16 protein-coding genes and 1 tRNA gene are annotated in these 17,130 nt (G+C 70.0%); 7 read left to right on the forward strand and 10 right to left on the reverse strand.

What is annotated here, in order from left to right; translation table 11 throughout:
- Positions 1-48: 48 nt before the first annotated feature.
- The 6 genes from ACIBCU_RS17210 (at position 49) to ACIBCU_RS17235 (ending at position 4,919) form a co-directional block, all read left to right on the forward strand.
- Positions 49-1,038 (forward strand): ABC transporter ATP-binding protein, encoded by a 990-nt coding sequence (locus tag ACIBCU_RS17210; RefSeq protein WP_399232334.1) that lies wholly within the window; start codon positions 49-51, stop codon positions 1,036-1,038.
- The gene (locus ACIBCU_RS17215) at positions 1,028-1,936 is read left to right on the forward strand and encodes an ABC transporter permease (RefSeq protein ID WP_362927582.1); all 909 of its coding nucleotides are present in this window, start codon (positions 1,028-1,030) and stop codon (positions 1,934-1,936) included. Before ACIBCU_RS17210 ends, ACIBCU_RS17215 begins: the two co-directional genes overlap by 11 nt.
- Complete coding sequence (locus ACIBCU_RS17220; RefSeq protein ID WP_362927583.1) at positions 1,933-2,844, forward strand: ABC transporter ATP-binding protein; 912 nt, start codon at positions 1,933-1,935, stop codon at positions 2,842-2,844. Before ACIBCU_RS17215 ends, ACIBCU_RS17220 begins: the two co-directional genes overlap by 4 nt.
- Before the next feature lie 30 nt (positions 2,845-2,874).
- Entirely contained in the window at positions 2,875-3,594 is a 720-nt protein-coding gene (locus tag ACIBCU_RS17225; RefSeq protein ID WP_362927584.1) for an ABC transporter permease, read from the forward strand.
- 289 nt (positions 3,595-3,883) lie between these two features.
- Positions 3,884-4,576: a hypothetical protein gene (locus ACIBCU_RS17230; protein ID WP_362927585.1), complete on the forward strand. Its 693-nt coding sequence runs from the start codon at positions 3,884-3,886 to the stop codon at positions 4,574-4,576.
- A 257-nt stretch (positions 4,577-4,833) separates the two neighbouring features.
- Positions 4,834-4,919, forward strand: a tRNA-Ser gene (locus tag ACIBCU_RS17235).
- 32 nt (positions 4,920-4,951) lie between these two features.
- On the opposite strand, the gene ACIBCU_RS17240 is transcribed toward ACIBCU_RS17235, so the two are convergent.
- From ACIBCU_RS17240 to ACIBCU_RS17280, 9 genes are all read right to left on the reverse strand, one after another.
- Entirely contained in the window at positions 4,952-5,767 is an 816-nt protein-coding gene (locus ACIBCU_RS17240; RefSeq protein ID WP_362927586.1) for an HAD family hydrolase, read from the reverse strand.
- Positions 5,764-7,041, reverse strand: a complete 1,278-nt coding sequence (gene serS, locus ACIBCU_RS17245) for a serine--tRNA ligase (RefSeq protein ID WP_362927587.1) — start codon at positions 7,039-7,041, stop codon at positions 5,764-5,766. The genes ACIBCU_RS17240 and serS overlap by 4 nt, the downstream gene beginning before the upstream one ends.
- A 592-nt stretch (positions 7,042-7,633) precedes the next feature.
- A complete protein-coding gene (pheA, locus tag ACIBCU_RS17250; protein ID WP_399232128.1) occupies positions 7,634-8,569 on the reverse strand; it encodes a prephenate dehydratase in 936 nt (311 codons plus the stop codon).
- A gap of 104 nt (positions 8,570-8,673) precedes the next feature.
- Positions 8,674-9,990 carry an iron uptake transporter deferrochelatase/peroxidase subunit gene (gene efeB, locus ACIBCU_RS17255; RefSeq protein WP_399232130.1) on the reverse strand — a complete coding sequence of 439 codons (1,317 nt, stop codon included), beginning with the start codon at positions 9,988-9,990 and terminating at the stop codon, positions 8,674-8,676.
- Between the two features lie 5 nt (positions 9,991-9,995).
- Positions 9,996-11,930 carry a copper resistance CopC/CopD family protein gene (locus ACIBCU_RS17260; protein ID WP_399232133.1) on the reverse strand — a complete coding sequence of 645 codons (1,935 nt, stop codon included), beginning with the start codon at positions 11,928-11,930 and terminating at the stop codon, positions 9,996-9,998.
- Positions 11,931-11,944: 14 nt separating this feature from the next.
- On the reverse strand, positions 11,945-12,391 hold the full coding sequence (locus ACIBCU_RS17265; RefSeq protein ID WP_362930758.1) for a copper chaperone PCu(A)C: 447 nt from the start codon (positions 12,389-12,391) through the stop codon (positions 11,945-11,947).
- The gene (locus ACIBCU_RS17270; RefSeq protein ID WP_362930756.1) at positions 12,388-13,044 is read right to left on the reverse strand and encodes an SCO family protein; all 657 of its coding nucleotides are present in this window, start codon (positions 13,042-13,044) and stop codon (positions 12,388-12,390) included. Before ACIBCU_RS17270 ends, ACIBCU_RS17265 begins: the two co-directional genes overlap by 4 nt.
- Positions 13,045-13,093: 49 nt before the next feature.
- Positions 13,094-13,828 carry a YcnI family protein gene (locus tag ACIBCU_RS17275; protein ID WP_399232135.1) on the reverse strand — a complete coding sequence of 245 codons (735 nt, stop codon included), beginning with the start codon at positions 13,826-13,828 and terminating at the stop codon, positions 13,094-13,096.
- A gap of 104 nt (positions 13,829-13,932) precedes the next feature.
- Positions 13,933-14,742, reverse strand: coding sequence for a hypothetical protein (locus tag ACIBCU_RS17280; RefSeq protein ID WP_362930752.1), 810 nt, complete (start codon positions 14,740-14,742; stop codon positions 13,933-13,935).
- A 271-nt stretch (positions 14,743-15,013) separates the two neighbouring features.
- Here ACIBCU_RS17280 and ACIBCU_RS17285 point away from each other — a divergent pair, with 271 nt between their 5' ends.
- Positions 15,014-15,571: an ATP-binding protein gene (locus ACIBCU_RS17285; RefSeq protein ID WP_399232138.1), complete on the forward strand. Its 558-nt coding sequence runs from the start codon at positions 15,014-15,016 to the stop codon at positions 15,569-15,571.
- Positions 15,572-15,619: 48 nt separating this feature from the next.
- Here ACIBCU_RS17285 and ACIBCU_RS17290 read toward each other — a convergent pair whose 3' ends face one another.
- Positions 15,620-17,083: an aminopeptidase P family protein gene (locus ACIBCU_RS17290; protein WP_399232140.1), complete on the reverse strand. Its 1,464-nt coding sequence runs from the start codon at positions 17,081-17,083 to the stop codon at positions 15,620-15,622.
- Positions 17,084-17,130 lie beyond the last annotated feature (47 nt).

Consider the following 17,130-nt stretch of genomic DNA (forward strand, 5'->3'; position numbering starts at 1 on the left):
GCCACTACCGTCGACGACGTGACTGTGATCGCAACCGAAAGCCTGAGCATGCGGTTCCCGAGGGTGACCGCGCTTGACCGGCTCTCCTTGGACATCGGACCGGGTGTAACCGGCCTGGTGGGTTCCAACGGAGCCGGCAAGTCCACACTGATCAAGATCCTGCTGGGTCTGTCCCCCGCCACCGAAGGCCGGGCCGCGGTGCTCGGGCTCGACGTCGCCACCGAGGGCGCCGCCATCCGGGAGCGGGTCGGATACATGCCCGAGCACGACTGCCTGCCCCCCGACGTCTCGGCGACCGAGTTCGTCGTCCACATGGCGCGGATGTCCGGGCTGCCGCCCACCGCGGCACGAGAACGCACCGCGGACACCCTGCGCCACGTCGGGCTGTACGAGGAGCGCTACCGCCCCATCGGCGGCTACTCGACCGGTATGAAGCAGCGGGTGAAGCTGGCCCAAGCGCTGGTCCACGACCCGAAGCTGGTCCTCCTCGACGAGCCGACCAACGGGCTGGACCCCGTCGGCCGTGACGAGATGCTCGGTCTGATCCGCCGTGTCCACACCGACTTCGGCATCTCGGTGCTGGTCACCTCGCACCTACTCGGAGAGCTCGAGAGGACCTGCGACCACGTCGTCGTCATCGACGGCGGCGCGCTGCTGCGCTCCAGCTCCACCAGCGACTTCACCCAGACGACCACGACGCTGGCCGTCGAGGTCACCGACAGCGACACCCACCCGGACGGTACGGACGCGCTGCGCCGGGCCCTCACCGGGGCCGGGATCAAGCTCGTCGGACACGACGGCCTCGACGCCGAAGGGCTGCCGGGCGCAGGACACATCCTCCTGGTGGAGGCGACGGGCGAGGAGACGTACGACGTGGTCCGCGACAGCGTCGCCGGCCTCGGGCTGGGTCTCATCCGGATGGAACAGCGGCGCCACCACATCGCCGAGGTCTTCCGCACCGACGAGGCACCGCGGGCGGCCGTGGCCGCGACAGCGGGTGCCGGACAGCAGAAGGGGAGCGGTCGCGATGAGCACTGAGACCGGGACCGCGGCCGGGAGCGACACCTCCCGGATCCACAACATCGGATACCGCTCCTACGACGGAGCCCGGCTCGGCCGGGGCTACGCCCGCCGATCGCTGTACTCGCAGTCCCTGCGGGGCTCGTTCGGACTGGGCAGGTCCGCCAAGTCCAAGGTGCTGCCGATGCTTCTGTGCGGGGTGATGTGCCTGGTGGCTCTGATCCTCGTCGCGGTCGCCATCGCCACGCCCGGGATGACGAAACTCCCCATCAGGTACACGGACTTCGCTATCTACCTCCAGGCAGTGATCGGACTCTTCATCGCCTCCCAGGCGCCGCAGTCGGTGTCCAGGGACCTTCGCTTCAAGAGCGTGCCGCTGTACTTCTCGCGGCCGATCGAACGCGTCGACTACGTGGTCGCCAAGTTCGCGGCCATGACGTCGGCCCTGCTGATCCTCACCGGTCTGCCCCTCGTCATCCTTTTCGTGGGCTCGCTGCTGGCCAAGTTCGACTTCGCCGACCAGGCCAAGGGATTCGGTCAGGGGATGGTCTCGGTGGCCCTGCTCTCCGTGCTGTTCGCCGGGCTCGGACTCGTGGTCGCCGCGCTGACGCCGCGCAGGGGCTTCGGAGTCGCCGCCGTGATCGCCGTACTGACCATCACCTACGGTGCGGTCTCCACGGTCCAGGCGATCGCCTGGGAGACGGGTTCGGCCGGTGCCATCACCTGGCTCGGGCTGTTCTCGCCCATCACGCTGATCGACGGGGTGCAGACCGCGTTCCTCGGGGCCTCCTCCGCCTTCCCTGGCGGTGAAGGGCCCGGAGCCGCCGCCGGTGTGGTCTATCTGATCGTTGTTCTCGCGCTCGTCGCCGGCTCTTACGCCGTACTGATGCGCCGCTACCGGAGGGTCGGCCTGTGACCACCATCGAGATCGACCACACCTCCCGCTGGTTCGGCAACGTGGTCGCCGTCAACGACGTGAGCATGACCGTGGGCCCCGGAGTCACCGGCCTGCTCGGGCCCAACGGGGCCGGGAAGTCCACCCTGATCAACATGATGGCCGGATTCCTCGCGCCGTCGACCGGCAAGGTCACGCTCGACGGCACACAGATCTGGCGCAACGAGACGGTCTACAAGGCGATCGGGATCGTGCCGGAGCGGGAGGGCATGTACGACTTCCTGACCGGCCGCGAGTTCGTCGTCGCCAACGCCGAGTTGCACGGACTGGGCGACGCGGCCGCGCACAAGGCGCTGGCCACGGTCGAGATGGAGTACGCGCAGGACCGCAAGATCTCGACGTACAGCAAGGGCATGCGCCAGCGCGTGAAGATGGCGTCCGCGCTGGTCCACGACCCCTCGGTGCTGCTCCTCGACGAGCCGTTCAACGGCATGGACCCGCGCCAGCGGATGCAGCTCATGGAGCTGCTGCGCCGGATGGGAGCGGAGGGCCGCACGGTGCTCTTCTCCTCCCACATCCTCGAGGAGGTCGAGCAACTCGCCTCGCACATCGAGGTGATCGTGGCCGGCCGCCACGCGGCGTCGGGCGACTTCCGGAAGATCCGCCGGCTGATGACGGACCGGCCGCACCGCTATCTCGTCCGGTCCAGTGACGACCGGGCACTCGCCGCCGCGCTCATCGCGGACCCCTCGACGGCGGGGATCGAGGTCGACGTCACGGAGAAGGCCCTGCGCATCCAGGCGGTCGACTTCGGGCGGTTCACGACGCTGCTGCCGAAGGTCGCGCGCGAACACGGCATCCGGCTGCTCACCGTCTCCCCGTCCGACGAGTCCCTCGAATCGGTCTTTTCCTATCTCGTAGCGGCCTGAGTAGTGGCCTGAAAGGAGCTGTGAAGCGTCATGTACGACCCCACAGTCGCCCGGCTCACCTACCGGGCCCTGCTCGGCCGGCGCCGGGCCGCCATCCTGTTCGTCCTGCCGGTCCTGCTGGTGGCCATCGCCGTGGCGGTACGGGCGTTCGCCGGTGCCGATGACGGTGTGGCCTCCGGGGTGCTGGGCGGTTTCGCCATCGCCACGATGGTCCCCCTCATCGGTGTCATCGCGGGCACCGGTGCCATCGGGCCGGAGATCGACGACGGCTCGATCGTCTATCTGCTCGCCAAGCCGGTGAAGCGGCCCACGATCGTCTTCACCAAACTCATCGTCGCCGTCGCCGTGACGATGCTGTTCTCGGCGCTGCCCACGTTCGTCGCGGGCCTGATCCTCAACGGCAACGGGGGGCAGATCGCCGTGGCCTACACGATCGCGGCGCTGGTCGCCTCGATCGCGTACAGCGCGCTCTTCCTGCTGCTCGGCACGGTCAGCCGGCACGCGGTCGTGTTCGGCCTGGTCTACGCGCTGGTGTGGGAGGCGCTCTTCGGCAGCCTGGTTCCGGGGGCCAGGACGCTCAGTGTGCAGCAGTGGTCCCTCTCGGTCGCCGAGAAGGTCGCAGGGGAGGGCGCGGTCACCTCGGACGTCGGCCTGCCGGTCGCGACCCTCCTGCTGATCGGCGTGACGGTCGTGGCCACGTGGTACGCGGGTCAGAAGCTGCGGGCGCTGAAGCTCGCCGGCGAGGAGTGAGACCGGCCGCCCCGCGGCCCCTGCAACCCCCGCCCACCGGGCGGGGGTTGTTCCGTGTGCGGGGGCGGCCGGGTCGCGTGACTGTACGGTTGTCGGCTCGTTGTACAGGGTGCGTGGAGGCAACTGGAATCTGTGGCGTCGAGCTTTCGTGAATTCGGGGAATGCCGGCAGCGGTGAGGCGAGCGCCCACCGGCCGGTCATCGAGTGAGTGGCAACCGTGAGCGACCTCCGCCCTCGCAGCCCGGGGACAGGGCTCTCCTTGCCGTTCCCACGCACGAGAGGCACACCCATGCCCACGGAAGTCGCCCTGCTCGAATCCCAAGCCCTCCGGGTCGAGCAGATGAGGCGCGTCGAAGTCCTCGACAAGGTCAAGAGCCTTGTCATGCTCCCTGATGGAATTCACCTTCGCACAGAGGAAGTGGCTCGCTACTTCGAAGTATCCACCGAGGTCGTCAAGAAGCTGACCCAACGCCATCGTGCCGAGGTGGAGGAGAATGGCCTCAGGCTGTTGCGCGGCGATGAGCTGCGCATCTTCCATAGGGACATCGTGTCCCTATGGGGTGCCGAGGCGGCGGAAAGTTATCCACAGGCGGCCACGCAGCTCACGCTGTACACCCGCAGGACCGTGCTCAACGTCGCCATGCTTCTTCGCGACAGCGACATCGCGCGCAGCGTCCGGACCCACCTGCTCGACGCGGAGGAGGACCTCAGGGCCTCCTACGTCTCGCTCGACCGGCGCGTCACCCGCATCGAGGGCTGCCTCGCCGGCGTGGGAAGCGCGCTCCAGGAGCTCGGCCCCGTGCTCGGCCGGATGTCGCAGCGGCTCGACTCCCTCGACCGGAAGCTCGATGCGACCCATCAGGTCGTCGGTGCGATCAGCCTCCGGCTCACCGACGTGTCGCAGGACGTCATCCGGCTCGATGCCCGCATGGACGAACTCGCGCACCGGCTGAGGGATCTGGGCCGCCGCACGAGCGGCTGACGTACGTCCCGGGGGCCACCGGATAATGAGTGGCCCCCGGACTCCGGTCTCCGGCACAGTGAGGGGGACGGCGCGGGAAGGCGCCGTTCATGAGGACCGGGAGAGGAGCGCGGCGATGACCAGGAGTCCGAGTCCGTCGTGTTCCCGACAGGGCGGTCCGCAGCCGGCACCGCGGTAGCTTCATCAGCTGCCCGCAGTCGCCCGCAGCAGGACCCCCGGGTGGCCCCCGCTGCGCGTCGCGCCCGCGGCCACCCCCCGGAGGATTGGCCGAGTGGTAAGGCAGCGGCTTGCTAAGCCGTCGTCGGGGCGTGACCCCGCGCGCGTTCGATCCGCGCATCCTCCGCCGGAGACCGAAGACCGAAGCGGGGCCCGAAGCTACGCGCGCGTGGGCGTCCGGAGCAGCTCCTCGAGCACCACCGCGATGCCGTCGTGCTCGTTCGACGCGGTGATCTCGTGCGCCACGGCCTTCAGGTCGTCGTGCGCGTTGGCCATGGCCACGCCGTGCTGCGCCCAGCCGAACATGGGGATGTCGTTCGGCATGTCACCGAACGCCACGGTGTCCGCCGCCTTGAGTCCCAGACGGCGGGCGGCGAGCGAGAGCCCGGTCGCCTTGCTCAGCCCCAGGGGCAGGATCTCCACGACCCCCGGGCCCGCCATGACGACGTTCACCAGGCTGCCGACGACCTGCCGGGCGGCTTGTGCCAGTGCGTCGTCGTCGAGCTCGGGGTGCTGTATGTAGACCTTGTTCAGCGGAGCGGTCCACATCTCGGCGGGGTCGGCCATGAAGACGGCGGGCAAAGGCCCCTCCTGCACCTGATAACCGGGCCCGACCAGCACCTCGCCCTCGAGTCCGTCACGGCTCGCCGCCAGCGCGAGCGGGCCGACCTCCGCCTCGATCTTGGACAGCGCGAGCCCCGCGAGCTGCCGGTCCAGGGTGAGGGAGGTCAGCAGCTTGTGCTCGCCCGCGTGGTAGACCTGCGCGCCCTGGCCGCACACCGCCAGGCCCTTGTAGCCCAGGTCGTCCAGGATGTGCCGGGTCCACGGCACGGCGCGTCCGGTGACGACGATGTGCGCGGCGCCGGCCGCGGTCACCGCGGCCAGCGCCTCCCTGGTGCGGTCGGAGACCGTGTGGTCGTCGCGCAGCAGGGTGCCGTCGAGATCGGTCGCTACGAGCTTGTACGCGAAGGTCACTTGGAGACCGGCTCCAGCAGCTCGCGCCCGCCCAGGTACGGACGGAGGACCTCCGGCACTCGCACCGAACCGTCGGGCAGCTGGTGGTTCTCCAGGAGCGCCACGATCGTGCGCGGTACGGCGCAGAGCGTGCCGTTCAGCGTGGCCAGCGGCTGGACCTTCTTCCCGTCGCGCATACGGACGGAGAGCCGGCGTGCCTGGAAGCCGTCGCAGTTCGACGCGGAGGTCAGCTCGCGGTACTTGCCCTGGGTCGGGATCCACGCCTCGCAGTCGAACTTCCGCGAGGCCGAGGACCCCAGGTCGCCGGTCGCGACGTCGATCACCTGGAACGGCAGCTCAAGGCCGGTGAGCCACTGCTTCTCCCAGTCCAGGAGCCTGCGGTGCTCGGCCTCGGCATCCGCCGGGTCGACGTACGAGAACATCTCGACCTTGTCGAACTGGTGGACACGGAAGATGCCCCGGGTGTCCTTGCCGTACGTGCCCGCCTCGCGGCGGAAGCAGGGCGAGAAGCCCGCGTACCGCAGCGGCAGCTTGTCGGCGTCGAGGATCTCGTCCATGTGGTACGCCGCGAGGGGGACCTCCGACGTGCCGACCAGGTAGAAGTCGTCCTTCTCCAGGTGGTACACGTTCTCCGCGGCCTGGCCGAGGAAGCCCGTGCCCTCCATGGCCCGCGGGCGGACCAGTGCGGGGGTCAGCATGGGGATGAAGCCGGCCTCGGTGGCCTGGGCGATCGCCGCGTTGACCAGGGCCAGCTCGAGCAGCGCGCCGATGCCGGTCAGGTAGTAGAAGCGCGATCCGGACACCTTGGCGCCGCGCTCCATGTCGATGGCGCCCAGCGCCTCGCCGAGCTCCAGGTGGTCCTTGGGCTCGAAGCCCTCCGCGCCGAAGTCACGGATCGTGCCGTGCGTCTCCAGGACGACGAAGTCCTCCTCGCCGCCGACCGGCACGTCCTCGTGGACGATGTTGCCGAGCAGCAGGAGCAGCCGCTTGGCCTCGGCGTCGGCCTCGTCCTGTGCGGCATCGGCCGCCTTCACCTCGGACTTCAGCTGATCGGCCTTCTTGAGGAGCTCGGCACGCTCCTCGGGGGTGGCCTTGGGGATCAGCTTTCCGAGCGACTTCTGCTCGGAGCGGAGTTCGTCGAAGCGGATGCCGGACGACCTGCGCAGCTCGTCGGCGGAGAGCAGGGCGTCGACGAGCGCGACGTCCTCTCCACGGGCGCGCTGGGAGGCGCGAACACGGTCGGGGTCCTCACGGAGCAGGCGAAGGTCAATCACCCCTCAAGGCTACCGGTGCGGGGATCCACCGCTCGAACCGATATCGACGAGCGTGGCGGTTTGCCCGAATTGCCGGAATCGATAACCCTGGGGGAGTCGCGGGCCGACGGCGGGGTGAAGATCGTCAATAAAAGGGTCGCATTGCCACGAAAAGGGAACAAGGCGTCCCGTCGCTTGACGCATCGCCGGTGCGTGGGCGGGGAGTTGGGGGCGACGGCGAGGTGCGTTGTCCACAGGCTCTCGTTGATCCAATTAGTTATCCACAGGCTGTGAAGAAGATCTGTGGATGCCGGAATAGATCGTTCCGAAAGCGGCATGACGGGGCAGGGATCCGCAACTCAAACCTCACCCGCGCACTCATTCGGGTGGGTATTCCTCGTTCCAATGAGGTGATCAATGGAATTGGAGGGACACGGGGGGAGCTGTGACCTCGTGGGGGGTCCAGGGGTACTGGGGTGATTTGTCGACCATGTCGTGTTGCGGTGTCGACTTGTCCCCAGGTCGGAGGGACGGCCTGTGGATAACTTTGCGCGTGGAATGAAAATCTGCAGGGAGGACCGACAGCGTTCGGGTCGGCCCCTTCCCACAGGCTTCAGACGCGGCCGTCCTGGCTGCGGGCCAGCCAGTCGGAGGCCTCGGTGAAGTCGGTGTCCGACGTCCCGATCCGCAAGGGACTCACCTCTTCGGGCGTCACCCCCGCGCGCGGATACGAACCCAGGAACCGGACCTTCGGGCAGATCCGCTTCAGCCCCATCAGCGCCTCGCCGACGCGCCGGTCCGCGATGTGCCCCTCGGCGTCCACGGCGAAGCAGTAGTTCCCGATGCCTTCCCCGGTGGGCCGGGACTGGATCAGCATCAGGTTGACGCCTCGGACGGTGAACTCCTGGAGCAGCTCCAGGAGGGCGCCCGGACGGTCGTCGCCGAGCCAGATGACCACGGAGGTCTTGTCGGCCCCCGTGGGCGCGGAGGGCCTGGCGGGGCGCCCCACCAGGACGAAGCGGGTCTGGGCGTTCTCCGCGTCGTGGATCTCCGTGACCAGTGTTTCCAGCCCGTAGGTCGCCGCGGCGAACTCACCGGCGAAGGCGGCGTCGTAGCGCCCCTCCTGGACCAGCCGCGCCCCGTCGGCGTTCGAGGCCGCCGACTCCCACACCGCGTTCGGCAGATGGGCCGCCATCCAGTTGCGCACCTGCGGCTGTGCGGCCGGGTGGGCGCTGACGGTCTTGATGTCCGACAGCTTCGTCCCGGGGCGGACCAGCAGGGCGAACGTGATGGAGAGCAGCACTTCCCGGTAGATCATCAGCGGATCGCCCGTGGTCAGCTGGTCGAGAGTCGTGGTGATCCCGCCCTCCACGGAGTTCTCGATGGGGACGAGTGCCGCCGCCGCCTCCCCGTTCCGCACGGCGTCCAGTGCCGTCGGCACCGAGACCATCGGGACGAGTTCACGGGTGGCGGCTTCGGGGAGCGTACGGAGGGCCACCTCGGTGAAGGTGCCTTCGGGGCCGAGATAGGCGTAGCGCGTGGCTGACATACGGTCACCCTAATGGGCCGCCGGACGGCGCCGTGCGCCTCGCGCCGGCGGGTGTACGGCGCCGTGGGCCCGGCCCCGGCGGACGGGCGTGAGGCCGCGCGGCCTCACGCCTCCAGCAGCCGCTGCCCCACGTACTCCCCGGACGCGGGGCCCCCGGGTACGGCGAAGAGGCCGCTCGCCTCGTGCCGGATGAACGGGGAGAGCGCGTCTCCCCGGTCGAGCTTGCGCTGGACCGGAATGAACCCCTTGAACGGATCGGCCTGCCAGCAGATGAAGAGCAGACCGGCGTCCGGGGTGCCGTCGTCGGAGATGCCGTCGTGGTACGAGAACGGGCGGCGCAGCATCGCGGCACCCCCGTTCTTCTCGGGGGAGGAGATCCGGGCGTGTGCGTTGTCGGGGATCAGCAGCTTGCCGTCCGGCCCCGCCTTGTCCAGGTCCATCTCGGTGCCCTCCGAGCCGCCGCTGAGCGGGGCACCGTCCGCCTTGCGCCGCCCGATGACCTGTTCCTGCCGCTTGACCGTGAGCTCCTCCCAGTCGTCCAGGAGCATCCTGATCCGCCGGACGACGGCGTACGAACCACCTGCCATCCAGGCGTACGCCGATGAGCCACCGGTCGGCACGAAGATTCGCTTCTCGAAGTCGCTCTCGGCCGGTTTCGGATTGTTCGTGCCGTCGACCTGGCCCATCAGATTGCGTGCGGTCATCGGACGGTCCGTGGCGCCCGGGGTGCGGTTGAAGCCGTTCATCTGCCAGCGCACCCGGGCCGTCGAGCCGGCCTCCTTCTGAAGGGCGCGCAGCGCGTGGAAGGCGACGAGCCCGTCGTCGGCGCCGATCTGCACCCAGAGGTCGCCCTCCGACCGTTTGGCGTCGAGGTGGTCGGAGGAGAAGGCCGGCAGCGGATCCAGGGCAGCGGGCCGGCGGTCGGTCAGGCCGGTGCGGGTGAAGAAGGTCCGCCCGAAGCCGAAGGTGACGGTCAGGGAGGACGGCCCGGCATCCAGGGACACCCCGGTGTCGTGGGCCCGGCTGTTGTCCGCCGGCTCTCCGGCCATCAGGCGTTCCGCCACGGCCGACCAGCGGCGCATCAGGGCGGCTGCCTCCTTGCGCCCCGCGCCGGGCGTCAGATCGAAGGCGACCAGGTGCCCGCGGGCCTGAAGCGGAGTGGTGATCCCCGCTTGATGTTTCCCGTGAAACATCGCCTGGGTCGAACCGACCGTCGTCAGCGGTGTCGGCGCATCCCCTCGCGTCGCCGCGTAGCCGCCCGCACCGCCCGCCGCGCCCAGGACAAGGCCCGCCGCGCCGGCCGCGCCCGCGCCGCCGATCAGCCGGCGCCGGGAGACGACGCTCGCACCACCGGAACCGGATCCGTCGCGGCGGGCGGCGGATGTGCCGTTGTCCGTGGGGTTGTCCTTCTTCTTGCTCACCCTGCTCAGCCGATCTTCACGTTCTTGTCGATGGTGGTCTGGTCGATGTCCGAGGTGCGCACCGTCACGGCGACCTTCCAGTCGCCCGCCATCGGGATCTGCACCCCGCTCGCGGTCCAGTGCCCCTCGGTGAGGCGGTCGGGGACGACCGGCAGCGGGCCGATGTCCTTGGACTCCAGGGTGAAGGCGAGCTTCACCTCGGGGACGTCCAGCGGGCGTCCGTCGGGCGCGTCGACCCAGAGGTGCACGCTGTTCGCGCTGGTCCCGCCGGGCGAGATGTCCAGGCGGACCGTCCCCTTGCCGTTCCGCCCGCCGGTGTCGAAGGGCAGGCTCAGGTTCAGCTGCCCACCGGTGACCGGCGCCGGAGCCGTCGTGGTGTTGCCTCGCGCGGCCTCCTCCTCGGTGCGGCCGGGCTCGGTGGACGTGAGGATCGTGGTGACGACGAGCAGCACCACGGCGATGCCCGTCTCCACCATCACGGAACGCCGCAGCCCGGAGCGGTCCGGATCGGCGTCGCGGGCGCGCTTCTCCTTCGTCGCCGTCAGGGCGGCCCGCTGCCGGGAGAGCTGGGCGGCGCGCTCCGGATCGGCATCCTCGTCGGACGTGGCGCCGGGTTCCGGCGATCCCGAAGCAGCGGCCGCAGCGGTGTCGTCGGTGGCGGACACGGATCCTGCGCGCTCGGTCAGCCGCCCCGTCCAACGCCGCGATATCCACGCGACTCCGAGAAGCACGGCGACGAGTGCCACCTTCACGAGCAGCAGCTGCCCGTAACGGGTGCCGGTCAGCGCGGACCACGATCCGACCTGACGCCAGGACTGGTAGAGCCCCGTCGCGGCGAGCACGATCACGCTGCCGAACGCCACGCGCGAGAACCGGCGCACGGCGCTGCCCGTGACGTCCGGCGTCCGGTACAGGGCGACCAGCAGTGCGGTGAGTCCGCCCAGCCAGGCGGCGACGGCGAGGAGGTGGAGCACGTCGACCGGCATGGCGATGCCCGGCTGGATCCCCGTCGAGGCGTGCTCGGCCAGCGCCCACGTGCCGGCGATCCCGATGGCGATGACCGCGCCGCCCGTCGCGAGTCCGAAGGTGAGGTCCTGCTTCTCCTTCTCGTCCTCGCGCTTGGCGTACGCCCCGAAGAGGACGGCGATGAAGAGCGCGGAGGCGCCCAGGAGCAGCAGCCGGGAGACGAGCGCGGCCCCCGGCTTGGTGTCGAGGACGGACTGGAGGCCGTCGAGGTCGAAGGCGTCCGCGAGCTTGCCGGTGCCGGTGTACGGATTGCGCAGGAGCAGCATGGCCAGGGTGGCCGCGGTGAGCGTGACCCAGCCGCGTACGACGAGCCGCTGCAGCGGACGCGCGCCCGCCCCCCGCTGCCAGCAGGCGAGCACGAAGGCCGATCCGCCCGCGAGCAGGATGAATCCGGCGTACGCGGCGTAGCGTGCGATGCCGTAGAGCGCCCCCACGAGTCCGCCGCCGGCTCCGCCCGAGGGCAGCGCCACGGTGGTCTCCGAGGGGGCGCCGACGGAGAAGGTGAAGGCTCCCGAGACCGGATGGCTGTCCGCGGAGACGGCCTGCCAGGCCACGGTGTACGTACCGTCGGGCAGACCGCTGTGGAGCTGGACGGCGTACCGCACGGCGCCGCCGCTCGTCAGATCACGGGGCGCGCCCTCGTCGGCGCGCTCACCGTTCGGGTCGAGGACCCGGATCGAGTCGTCGTCCATGGCGATCTGCTCGGAGAACGTGAGTGTGACGTCCTCGGGCGCGGTGGCGACCACCGCCCCGTCCTGCGGGTCGCTCCCCGTGAGAGCGGCGTGCGCGGACGCGGGGCTCGCGCCGGCCAGCACCAGGCCGAGCAGCAGGCTGATCAGCATGGCGAGGAGCGCGGCCACGGCGAGCGGCCGTCGTATCGGGGAGGGCCCGAGGCGTGGGGCGGTAGCCGTCATGGGATGTCAGTACCTCACTGCTTCTTCGGGTTGTAGGTGGTCTCCCGCACGGGAATGTCGACCTTGATGGGGTCGGCCTTCTCGAAGTGCAGTTCCACGGAGACCGTCTCTCCCCGCTTGGGCTGCTGCTTCAGCTCCGTGAACATGATGTGGTTCCCGCCGCGTTCGAGATCGAGCTCGCCGCCGGCGGGCACCTCGAACGACGTGACCATCCGCATCGTCCGGTTCTTCGTCTCGTGGATGGAGACGTGGTCCGAGAGGGAGCTCGTCACCGAGGTGAGCCGGTCGGTGGCGTCGCCGCTGTTCTTCACGAGGAGGAAACCGGCCGCCATGTCGCTGACGGGCTGTGGCATGAAGGCCCCGGTCACCTCCAGCCGCGGCACGCTGTCGGAGGAACACGCCGTCAGCGCGAGCCCGGTGGTGAGGGCCAGTGCGCCGGCGACGGCCGTGCGGCGGTTCACGGGGTCTCCCCCTTGACGAGCTCAGGGAGGTCCTCGGTGTAGTCCTCGGCCGTGGTGTCCTCGCTGTAGAGCACGTACCCCTTGTCGGTCTTCGGAGAGAACGCGATGACCTGGGCACCGTGCATCGAGACGACCGTGCCGTCCTTCTCCTTCTTCGGCGGGTCGATGCCGATGCCGATCTGCCGCGCTCCCGCCTGGATGGTCGGGAAGTCGCCGGTGAGACCGGTGAAGTCGGGGTCCTGAGCCTTGAGCCAGCTGCCCAGGGACGCCGGGGTGTCACGCTCGGGGTCCGTCGTGACGAAGACGACCTGGAGCTTGTCCTGTTCGGCCTTGGGCAGGGCCCGCTTGGCGATGGCGATGTTGCTCATGGTCAGCGGGCACACGTCGGGGCAGTTGGTGTAGCCGAAGTAGATGAGAGTCGGCTTGCCCTTGGTCTTCTCGCGCAGGTCGTACTTCTTGCCATGGGTGTCGGTGAGTACGAGGTCGGGCTTGGTGAACGGCTGGTCGAGCACGGTCGCGGGCTTGGACCCGGCCGAGGAGGAGACGTCGGCGACGGAATTGTCCGCCGAGTCCCCTCCGCTGCCGCAGGCCGACAGGGTCAGTGCGGCCGCGGCGGCGAACGCCGCGGCCAGCACCGTCTTCTTGCTGTGCATGGAGAGCTGATTCCTGATCTGTGAATACGGGTGGTGGGGCAGGCGGGTATCAGGCGCTGCGGCGGCGGCCGGCGAGGACGCCGAAGGCGACACCCGCGACGCCGACGACGATGCCGACGATGCCCAGGACGCGGGCGGTGCTGTCGGTGCCCGACGAGGACGCGTCGTCCGACGACGCGGTCATCTCCTTCGCCTTCTCCGTCTCGCCGCTCTTGTCATCGGCGGCGGTGGCGCCGTGGGCGTCGGCCGCCGGGGCGGTCAGCGCGAGGACGGGAGCAGGGCTCTCGGGCTCCTCGCCGCCCTCGACGGGCTCCTCGATCCAGCGGACGACTTCCTTGTTGCTGTACGTCTGGAGGGCCTTGAAGACGAGTTGGTCGGCGTCCTCGGGGAGCTGCCCGACCGAGAGCGGGAACTGCTGGAAGAACCCGGGCTCGATACCGCTGTCGTCCGCGGTCCAGGTGACCTTGGAGACCGCCTCGTTGATCTTCTTGCCGTGCACCTCGAGCGGCTTGGCCAGCTTGCTCTTGGTGACGTCGATCTTCCAGCCGGGCACCGGCTGCGGGCTGACGGACGCCAGCGGGTGGTCCGTCGGGAAGTTGACCTCGAGCTTGACGGTGGAGGCGTTGTCGCGCTCGTTGGGGACCTTGAAGTTGACGGTGGCGTAACCACCCTTGGCGGCTTCGCCCTGGGGCTGCACGCTGACGTGGGCGGAGGCGGTGCCGGCGAGCAGCAGGACGGTGGACGCGGCGACGCCGCCGGCGAGGGCGATGCGGGAAACGTTCATGGCAGGGATCACTCCACAGGTCATGAGGAAAAGGCGGTCCGGCGCGCGGAGGCGCGACGGCATCACGACCACCTCTTCACCGGAGTCCCGGCCGAGGGGTCGCGTCAGGCTGCGCGTACGTATACGGGCGGCGGCCCGCGCCTGATCACCATGTGCTGCAGGGGGTCCCCGGTGGCCGGCGCGGGAGCGTCGACGGCGCTGCGGAGAGGGCGCGGCCCGGTCGTGGGCCGGCCCGGGAGTCCCGCACGCAGTGCGCGTACGAGTGCCATCGCCGCCCGCAGCGCGCGCAGCCTGGCCGCGGCCGCGAGCTGCCGGCCGCCGTGCGCCGACAGCCTGGCCACCCGGAAGAGAGCGATCTCGCCGCGGCGCAGCAGCCAGCCGGTGGCGAGTGCGGCGAGCAGGTGCCCCAGGAGCATGGGGAGGCTGGGCAGGCCGGACATCAGGGTGTCCAGGAGCGTCGGGGCGGCTGCCGCTCCGGACGCCAGGTGTGTGTGCCCCTGGGCCACGGTCGCGGGGTCCAGCCCCGCGGTCGTCACGATGCGGTGGGCCTCGCCGGCGCTCAGCTGTGCCGGTCCGGCGCCGCACACCAGCCCCGCGGCGAAGCGGATCAGCGAGTCGTCCCCGGACCCCGCCGCGGTGGCCGGCGCGTGCCGCCCGAGCCCGAAGACGATGTGCAGGGCGATCTGCCCGGCCGCGAGGGCGGCGGTGATCGAGAGAAGGGTCCGCTCACGTCCGGCGAGTGCCGTCGCGACGGCGAAGACTCCGGCGAAGCCTGTCAGCAGACTCCAGCCGGGCACGCCCACGCCTGCGGCGAAGCCGTGTCCGGCGGCTGCGAGCACGACGCAGACCGCGGTGAACACCGCGGTTCTCAAAAGCCGCATACCGGCTCCTGCGCGTGCGACGGGCATAGACATGGCCGGGTCATCATCCCACTGAGCCCCCCGGCTCCGTACGGCAGGTCCGGAAGGTCGGCATCCGTCCCCATCAGGGAGTGATCAGGGGGTGTTGCACCTGTTCATGGGTGGTTCGAGGTCGCTCCGAGGCGGTGGTCCGGGCCGGGCATACACCGAGGGGCGGAATCTCCGCATCCGCCGAATGAGCGCCGTGGTGGCCGATCCGTGCTTACGAATCACCGATCGCGGCAATACGTATCGGTATGTCGAGCCGCAGCCAGGAGGCTGGAGCATGAGCATGTGGTGGTCACTCCATTTGCGGCGCGAAGCTGCGAGCGTTCCGCTCGCCCGTCGTTTTCTGCTCGGCACCATGGAGACCGCGGGGGTGGATCCCGACATCTCCTACGACCTCTCCGTCGCGCTCAGCGAAGCCTGTGCGAACGCCGTCGAGCACGGCGGCGGTCTACGGGACGCGGGTGAGGCCACAGACGCCGACACGGCCTCCCTCGGTGGCGGGCAGCCCGGACGCGCCTGCGGGCAGTACCGGGTCACCGCGTATCTGGACGGCGAGAAATGCCGTATCGAAGTCGCCGACTCGGGGCCCGGTTTCCCCTCACGGCGCACGCTTCGCACCGCCGCAGAGCCGTCCGCCTCCCGGCCGGCGGGCGACCCCTCGCACACGTGCACCGCGGTGCACCCTCCGGTCACGGCCGAGAGCGGGCGCGGGCTCTGCCTGATCGAGGAGCTCGCCGATCACGTCCATTTCGGCAACCGGCCGGGTCACGGCGCGGTGGTGAGCTTCGACAAGGTCCTGAAATGGCGGGAGGGCGCGCTGCTCATGGTGTCCTGAGCAGCGCGCCCTCCTTCGCACGGGACGCGGACCTCCGCGTCGGCCGGGTCAGCCCTTGAGCCGGGCCATCCACGCCTCGACCTCGTCGGACCGGCGCGGCAGCGTGGCGGACAGGTTCCGGTTGCCGTCCTCGGTCACGAGGATGTCGTCCTCGATCCGGACGCCGATCCCCCGGTACTCCTCGGGCACGGTCAGGTCGTCGGCCTGGAAGTACAGTCCGGGCTCGACCGTGAGGCAGACCCCGGGCTCCAGGGTGCCGTCGACGTACGCCTCCGTGCGCGCGACGGCGCAGTCGTGGACGTCCATGCCGAGCATGTGGCCCGTGCCGTGCAGCGTCCAGCGGCGCTGGAGACCCAGCTCCAGGACCTTCTCCACGGGCAGGTCGCCCAGCAGGCCCCACTCGACCAGCTTCTGTGCGAGGACCCGCTGAGCGGCGTCGTGGAAGTCGCGGAAGGAAGCGCCGGGCTTCACGGCCGCGATGCCTGCCTCCTGGGCCTCGTACACCGCGTCGTAGATCTTCCGCTGCAGCGGCGAGAACGTGCCGTTGATGGGCAGCGTGCGGGTCACGTCGGCGGTGTAGAGCTCGTCGGTCTCCACGCCCGCGTCGAGCAGCAGGAGTTCGCCGGAGCGGACCGCGCCGTCGTTGCGGACCCAGTGCAGCGTGGTGGCGTGGGGACCGGCCGCGCAGATCGAGCCGTAACCGATGTCGTTGCCGTCGACGCGGGCGCGCAGGAAGAAGGTGCCCTCGATGTAGCGCTCGCTCGTCGCCTCGGCCTTGTCGAGGACCTTGACGACGTCCTCGAAGCCGCGCGCCGTGGCGTCGCAGGCCTTCTGCAGCTCGGCGATCTCGAAGGCGTCCTTGACCAGACGGGCCTCGGAGAGGAAGACGCGCAGTTCTTCGTCGCGCTCCGCGGTGACCTTGTCGGTGAGGGCCGCTTCGATGCCCGCGTCGTGCCCACGGACGTTGCGCACCGGGCCGGTGGCCTTGGCCAGCGCGGCCGGGAGCTCGCGAACGTCCTGCGCCGGGATGCCGAGCAGCTGCTCGGCCTCGGTGAGGGAGTTGCGGCGGCCGACCCAGAGCTCACCCTGGCCGTCGAGCCAGAACTCGCCGTTCTCACGGTCGGAGCGGGGCAGCAGGTAGACCGTCGCCTCGTGCCCGCCCTCGGACGGTTCGAGGACCAGGACGCCGTCCTGGGTCAGGTCACCGGTGAGGTACGCGTACTCGGTGGAGGCGCGGAAGGCGTACTCGGTGTCGTTGGAGCGGGTCTTCAGGTTGCCCGCGGGAATGACGAGACGCTCGCCGGGGAAGCGCGCGGAGAGCGCGGCGCGGCGGGCGGCGGTGTACGAGGCCTGGGCGATCGGCTCCAGGCCGTGCAGCTCCGTGTCGGCCCAGCCGGACTTCATGTTCTCGGCGAGCTCATCGGAAATGCCCGGGTACAGGCCGTTCTTCCGCTGCTTGATCGGCTCTGCTTCTGCTGTTTCCGGGGTCTCCGGGGCGAGCTCCTCAGACACGTTTTGTCCTCCTTGTACGACACTGGGCCCTCTCCATCGTACGGGCG

Source organism: Streptomyces sp. NPDC051064, from assembly GCF_044455985.1.
Taxonomy (GTDB): Bacteria; Actinomycetota; Actinomycetes; order Streptomycetales; family Streptomycetaceae; genus Streptomyces.

Coding starts and splice junctions, on each gene's coding strand:
- ACIBCU_RS17260 (WP_399232133.1), bottom strand. CDS start 11,930: ATGACGGCTACCGCCCCACGCCTCGGGCCCTCCCCGATACGACGGCCG.
- ACIBCU_RS17275 (WP_399232135.1), bottom strand. CDS start 13,828: ATGAACGTTTCCCGCATCGCCCTCGCCGGCGGCGTCGCCGCGTCCACC.
- ACIBCU_RS17210 (WP_399232334.1), top strand. CDS start 49: ATGCGGTTCCCGAGGGTGACCGCGCTTGACCGGCTCTCCTTGGACATC.
- ACIBCU_RS17230 (WP_362927585.1), top strand. CDS start 3,884: ATGCCCACGGAAGTCGCCCTGCTCGAATCCCAAGCCCTCCGGGTCGAG.
- ACIBCU_RS17215 (WP_362927582.1), top strand. CDS start 1,028: ATGAGCACTGAGACCGGGACCGCGGCCGGGAGCGACACCTCCCGGATC.
- ACIBCU_RS17270 (WP_362930756.1), bottom strand. CDS start 13,044: ATGCACAGCAAGAAGACGGTGCTGGCCGCGGCGTTCGCCGCCGCGGCC.
- ACIBCU_RS17280 (WP_362930752.1), bottom strand. CDS start 14,742: ATGTCTATGCCCGTCGCACGCGCAGGAGCCGGTATGCGGCTTTTGAGA.
- ACIBCU_RS17285 (WP_399232138.1), top strand. CDS start 15,014: ATGAGCATGTGGTGGTCACTCCATTTGCGGCGCGAAGCTGCGAGCGTT.
- ACIBCU_RS17225 (WP_362927584.1), top strand. CDS start 2,875: ATGTACGACCCCACAGTCGCCCGGCTCACCTACCGGGCCCTGCTCGGC.
- pheA (WP_399232128.1), bottom strand. CDS start 8,569: ATGTCAGCCACGCGCTACGCCTATCTCGGCCCCGAAGGCACCTTCACC.